Origin of the sequence: Burkholderia sp. BCC1977, from assembly GCF_905339595.1 — a bacterium.
Taxonomy (GTDB): domain Bacteria; phylum Pseudomonadota; class Gammaproteobacteria; order Burkholderiales; family Burkholderiaceae; genus Burkholderia.
In genome coordinates this window covers 1-5,595 of sequence record NZ_CAJPGQ010000092.1, presented here as the reverse complement: position 1 = coordinate 5,595, position 5,595 = coordinate 1, and the positions used below count along the sequence as shown (strand labels likewise).

Below are 5,595 nucleotides of genomic sequence, written 5' to 3'. Positions count from 1 at the left end.
AGACGGGAATGCTGTGGCGCGCATCGCAACTGAGCGTTGCCTTCCCGGATGGGATCGAAGCGTATCAGGGTTATCCCTTAATTTTCTCGGTCCAAGATTACGAAATACAACAGCCAGCGGGTCTTGTACGGAAATGTAATCTTTAGAGGGGAAGGGAGGCCTTAAACGAGAGGCGGGCAATCGACTCGTCCGACAAACCGCAAATGCGTGCCCAGTGCGTCCGCCTCTACCTGCACCCACTTGTCGACACCGGATGCGGATCTGTTTTGAGGAGTGAAACGCCAACGACGCCTCACCAGCATCGACTGGACCGGCCAGCCTTTCGTATACATCTTCGAGCCATAATTTGTGGCAACCGAGGAGGTCAGTATGAGCGGCAAGCGGTACACGGATGAGCTCAAGATCGAAGCAGTCAAGCAAGTCACCGAGCGTGGTCATTCGGTTGCAGATGTGGCTCAGCGTTTGGGCATTACGTCGCACAGCCTATATGCCTGGCGGGCGAATTTCGATAAGCCCGATGTCGTGCGGCAGGCGGAACTGGACCAGAGCGCAGAGGTGCGACGGCTGAAGGCCGAACTCAAGCGGGTGACCGAGGAGCGCGACAATCTAAAAAAGGCCGCGGCGTACTTTGCAAAGGGATGACAGCAAGGTACGCATTCATGCGGGCCCATATCGACGAGCATTGTCTGCGTACGATGTGCCGAGTGCTCGGCGTTCATCGCAGTGGCTATTACGTCTGGCGGCGTCATTGGGGCAGTGCGCGCAAGCGCGAAGACAACCGGTTTCTGAGACTGATCAAGCAGAACAGGGTCTGGTCACCGACATCACCTACAGTCGTGGAAACTGCGTTCGCTTTGGCGTGGAATACGCACCGTCCAGTTGTCCTGCCCGGCGAACTCCCTGTACAGCGGCACGTCGTGCAACGCTTCCTCCATCGCCGGTCCGACAAGCCGAACCACTGCTGCAGGAAGTGGATGCGCAGCATCGCTTCGATCGCGAACGGTGGGCGACCGCGCTTGCCTTCTGGCGCGTACGGCGCGATCAGCATCACCAGATCGGCCACGGCACAACCCGGTTCATCTCGTCCAGGAATTCGCGCTTGCGCGTGCGTTTCGTCGACAAGTTCAGTCCAAGATCGGTTTATTTCATGGCCTAAATGTTCGCTTGCTCACTGATCCTCGACAAGCACATCCGGGCGCAAGTTATGCATAGCACCCCCAACAGAAATCGAGAACTCTTGAAGGTGCATTAGCAGAATTCACGAACATGCATCACTCTTTTTGATGCACGAACGCATCGCAGCGGACACGACGAGAACATCGCTCTCGGCCTTTACTGACGGCGCTGCCGAGAGTTATCTGCGGACACTGTTAGCGGAAACTTCGAACGCCAACGGCAGGAACTCGAAACGACCCGCGGCGAACCGCTGTTCGATCGCAAGCCGTCGGGTATGCTCGCGACACCGGTCGGCCGGGCCGTGCTGAAACGCAGAGAGCGCGTGTTCGCCGAACTCGGCGCGCTCGCGAACTGGTGCACGCCGCAGCAGTCGCGCCGCCGCATGAAGGTCAAGCCGCCGATGCCGACCGTCGAAGCGGCTGACCTCACTGTCATCCAGGGGCTCCTTCCGCACACCGACATGATCGCGGTGCTGTCGGCGCAGCAATTGCATTACCAGTGCGAATCCGGCTTGCTGGCCGTCCTCGATGTTCCCATGCGCGATACGAGCGCGATATCGGATTGACGACGCGCATCGGTAGCCCGGCTTCGCCTGCCGCCCGCGAACTGATCAACGCAATCCGCACCGTGTCGACCGACGTCGCTCGCGCGATGCCCCCCGCGGCTGCGACCGGATAGCGCATATGCATGGCTGTGGTGCCCAATGGATGCCGTCGAATCAGCCACGCCGAGCGTCTCCATAGTCTCGACGCTTTCGATATTCAATAACAGTGCGTTCGTCATCACGACTCCCTCTTATCATCGAGCCAAGCCCGGCTGAACTCATTCACGGCGCCCAACGCTCAAACGTCGCGATGCCAAATTTGACGATACAAAGATATCATCGAGGCAGTCTGTCCTTTCTTCAAATCCACGCATGAAAGACATCAAGGCGCTAGACCTCAACCTGCTCAAAGCTCTCGACGCACTGCTAGATGAGTGCAATGTGACACGCGCAGCCACGCGGCTGGGAGTCACCCAGCCGGCGATGAGCGGCATGCTGGTGCGATTACGCGAGAATTTCGCGGATCCTTTGTTCGTGCGTGCGCACCGCGGCATCGTTCCCACACAGCGCGCCCTCGAACTAGGTGTGCCACTCAAACAGATCATCAGCGAAATCAGTGCACTGCTTCAGCCACCGATCTTCAATCCCTCGATCGCACAACTGACTTTCACCATCGCCGCCACCGATTATGCATTGCGTGCCGTCGCGATACCATTTCTGTCGGCTCTCAAGCAGCAAGCGCCACACGTCCAGGTCGCGCTCGTTCCAGTCGACGACAAGCGAGTACACACGCAGCTCGAGCGCGGCGACATAGATTTGGCATTGATAACCCCCGAAAGCAGTCCGCCGGACCTTCATGCCAGGAACCTATTCGAGGAACATTATGTCTGCGTGCTCCGAGATGGTCATCCCGCCATTCAGGGCCGCAAACGCCTGACCGTGAATCAATTCTGCACGCTGGACCACGCACTCGTTTCATACGCTGGCAGCGGGTTTCGGGGTGTGACAGACGAAGCACTGGCGAAGCTCGGCAAGCGACGACAGGTCACCTTGTCGGCCAAGAGCTTTCTCATCATTCCTGAAATATTGAGCGCTAGCGACATGGTTGCGATCCTTCCGAGCCGACTGGTGGCCGGCATAGAGGGGCTTGTGGTATTCGAACCACCAATCGAGGTACCCGGTTTCACCAAAGTCGCGGCCTGGCACGAGCGGACACATCGTGATACTGCCCATCGCTGGCTACGCGAACTCTTGTTCGAGAAATGCGCCACCTTCAACGCTCGAACGAACTATGTTCGTACATCTTCGAAATTGAAAAATGGCGGCATAACCCCCTAACAGGCCGTGCCGAACTAGCAGTCCGGAGCCGCGTGCTCACGTCGCTACGCCAGTCGCCGGCTACATGAAGCCGGCGCGCCACTGCGGGAAGATCGCGAACACCGCGCGGTCGCCACGACAAAGCTCGTTGACGCCCGCGACCACCGCCTCGACCTCACCGGCAGCATCGGAATCGGCAGCCGGCCGTCGTCTGCGGGCTACCGCCATTGGGCAACTTTATCGAAGTGGCATGCAGCACGACACGGATCTGCCCGCGGCCCGGTTGGCCGGAATCAGGAAGGCACGGACTTAAGGGCGGTCGAGTCCGCCGTAGCCTGATCGACGATGACGTTCATCAATTGTTTCGCTTTGCCTTGATGGCAGCTGAGACGATTCCATCAAGCCAATCCTGGTGACCGTTGATCATCGGATTGGGCTTGGCATCGTGCAATTGCTGGGCCGGGTTACCCTTTTGGGTTTCCTGCGTGAGGACGCGCACGCGGCCACCGTCGAGGTCCTCCACCAGCCACGCGTGGTGCACATCCAGACGGTCGCCGGCGCCGACTTCCCCCGCCCAGCCGTGCCAAGCCACGCGGCCGGGCTGGTCGGCTGCCGGGGCAATATACTCATTGCACTGCGCCTCAACCGGGAAACCGAAGGTTTCGAAGTAGAAGCGATCGCCGTCGCTCAGCATCGGACCCTTGCCGTCGTAGAACCGAATGTTGGCCGAGTTGGCATAGTAGGTCGGCCACAGCGACGGAGTGGCAAGCAACGGCCATACGTCCGCAGCGCTCAGGCCAGCAACAATGACCTCGTTGGAGGCGAAGTTCTCAGTGAAGCCCGGCACGTAGCCTTCGGGCCAGATGATGGCATTCATTTCCATGGGGATAGTCCTCACGTTCGGTGATATTACGAAAATGATGGGGATCTACATAAAATAAATCAAATCCTCATTTTTTATCACCACCATCAGAATTTTATATATCTCGGTAGCAGCCGAACCTGCGCGTCCAACCAGTGGCTCCGTGGCCGAAACAGGCAAGATTCACAGCCACGTGAGAGATTGAGTCCTGGGTAAGCACTCGACCAGCACCGTAGCGTAGGTGGTTGACGACAGGAGAATCGCGATGCTATCGGATGGGCTCGACGTGAGCAGTAGACGGCAGTCAGGAAGAAATGCTTCCGGGTAGATGGATGTCGCTCATGGGTCTTCGCTACAGTCGATCCGGCCAACGGCAATAATGGCCTGAAACTCTTCCGTGCATCGACGATCCCGATTACCAGGCACGTCAAGATCCACAGCATGGCACAGCCATTCGATCCTGAGTGGGACGACTATCTCATCCGCCGTCGAGCCGCAAAACGCTCCATCAAGGTAAGCGCGAATTTCGGCGCACCTAGCTTGCGCGGCTGAGAAGGTCCACGATTGAGTCCGCAATTCAACTTGCGGACGCAATCCATGACCCAGGATGACTCGACCTTTTTGCCCTTGCGTGTGACACGCGTTGGTGTCGGCGGCAAGCGCAGCTTCGACCCGGTGGACAAGCAACGACTAGTCGATGCCTGCCTGCAGCCGGGCGCATCGCTGTCTGGCCTGGCCCTGAAGGCTGGGGTGAATGCTAACCAGTTGCGCAAATGGGTTCGCCTGCGCGAGCAGTCAAATACCACTTCGAGAGACGACATGGCCGTGGCGTCGTCGGCCTTCGTGCCGGTGGTCGCGATTGGTGAGCCGGCGCCGACGATGGCTCTGCCGGTCGCTTCGCGGCCCACACCGGAAGCGGAGCCGTCGCGTCTGTCGGCACGAGCGACACTGACAGTGCGGCTGTCGGCTCAGTTGCCCAACGGCGTGAAGCTTGAACTCGAATGCACGGAACGCGATGCCGCACTCGTGACCGCGATGATTGCCGCATTGGGAGCGCGCTGATGTTTCGATTCGAGGCAGACCTGAAGGTCTTCCTGCATCGTGAGCCGATCGACTTCCGCGCCGGCATCAACAGTCTGGTGACGTTGGTCGAGCAGTCCATGCAGTTCGATCCGTTTGCGCGCGCCGTGTTTGCCTTCCACAACCGCAGACGTAACCGGGTCAAGTTGCTGGTCTACGAGCGCACCGGCTTCTGGCTGATGTTGCGGCGCCTCGAGGAAGACCACTTCGTCTGGCCACGTCGTCAACAAGCGGTGATCGAGCTGACGACAGAACAGTTGCATTGGCTGCTCGACGGCATCGACATTGACGCAGTGCGCCGCCATCCGGTGCGGCCGTACCGTCACGCGAGCTGAACGCCGAGCGTTGCCGGTAAACAACGACTGACTTGCCTGTTACAAATTCCCGTAAACCCACCGCGCGCATCACTTCGCTATCGTGGGGGCATGAACGAAGACGACTTCTCCCGATTGCCGCCGGCCGCCCAGGCCTACATCCGTGAACTCGAGGCACGCAACCGGCAACTGGGCGAACGGCTTGCCCAGTTGGAGGAACAGTTCCGCCTGGCGCAGAGCAAGCGCTTCGCCCCGAGCAGCGAGAAGCTGCGGGATCGTGTCTTCGACGAGGCTGAGCAGAT

The 5,595-nt window shown here is 59.1% G+C and carries 5 protein-coding genes and 4 pseudogenes; 6 read left to right on the top strand and 3 right to left on the bottom strand.

The features are described from left to right. Positions 1-369: 369 nt before the first annotated feature. A pseudogene (locus U5771_RS34520) lies at positions 370-806 on the top strand (transposase); the annotation flags it as partial. Positions 807-851: 45 nt separating this feature from the next. Here U5771_RS34520 and U5771_RS34515 read toward each other — a convergent pair. Further along, positions 852-1,128, bottom strand: a pseudogene (locus tag U5771_RS34515) (transposase); the annotation flags it as partial. Between the two features lie 424 nt (positions 1,129-1,552). Between U5771_RS34515 and U5771_RS34510 the strand changes: the two are divergent. Next, a pseudogene (locus U5771_RS34510) lies at positions 1,553-1,854 on the top strand (LysR substrate-binding domain-containing protein); the annotation flags it as partial. 238 nt (positions 1,855-2,092) lie between these two features. Beyond that, a complete protein-coding gene (locus tag U5771_RS34505; protein ID WP_322028087.1) occupies positions 2,093-3,058 on the top strand; it encodes a LysR family transcriptional regulator in 966 nt (321 codons plus the stop codon). Positions 3,059-3,118: 60 nt separating this feature from the next. On the opposite strand, the gene U5771_RS34500 is transcribed toward U5771_RS34505, so the two are convergent. Beyond that, a complete protein-coding gene (locus U5771_RS34500) occupies positions 3,119-3,265 on the bottom strand; it encodes a hypothetical protein (protein ID WP_322028086.1) in 147 nt (48 codons plus the stop codon). 127 nt (positions 3,266-3,392) lie between these two features. After that, positions 3,393-3,920, bottom strand: a complete 528-nt coding sequence (locus tag U5771_RS34495) for an SRPBCC domain-containing protein (RefSeq protein WP_415859470.1) — start codon at positions 3,918-3,920, stop codon at positions 3,393-3,395. Between the two features lie 576 nt (positions 3,921-4,496). On the opposite strand from U5771_RS34495, the gene tnpA reads away from it, so the two are divergent. From tnpA to U5771_RS34480, 3 genes and pseudogenes are all read left to right on the top strand, one after another. After that, positions 4,497-4,961 (top strand): IS66-like element accessory protein TnpA, encoded by a 465-nt coding sequence (gene tnpA / locus U5771_RS34490; RefSeq protein WP_322028085.1) that lies wholly within the window; start codon positions 4,497-4,499, stop codon positions 4,959-4,961. Continuing rightward, on the top strand, positions 4,961-5,314 hold the full coding sequence (gene tnpB, locus U5771_RS34485; protein WP_322028084.1) for an IS66 family insertion sequence element accessory protein TnpB: 354 nt from the start codon (positions 4,961-4,963) through the stop codon (positions 5,312-5,314). Before tnpA ends, tnpB begins: the two co-directional genes overlap by 1 nt. A 90-nt stretch (positions 5,315-5,404) precedes the next feature. Next, positions 5,405-5,595, top strand: a pseudogene (locus U5771_RS34480) (IS66 family transposase); the annotation flags it as partial.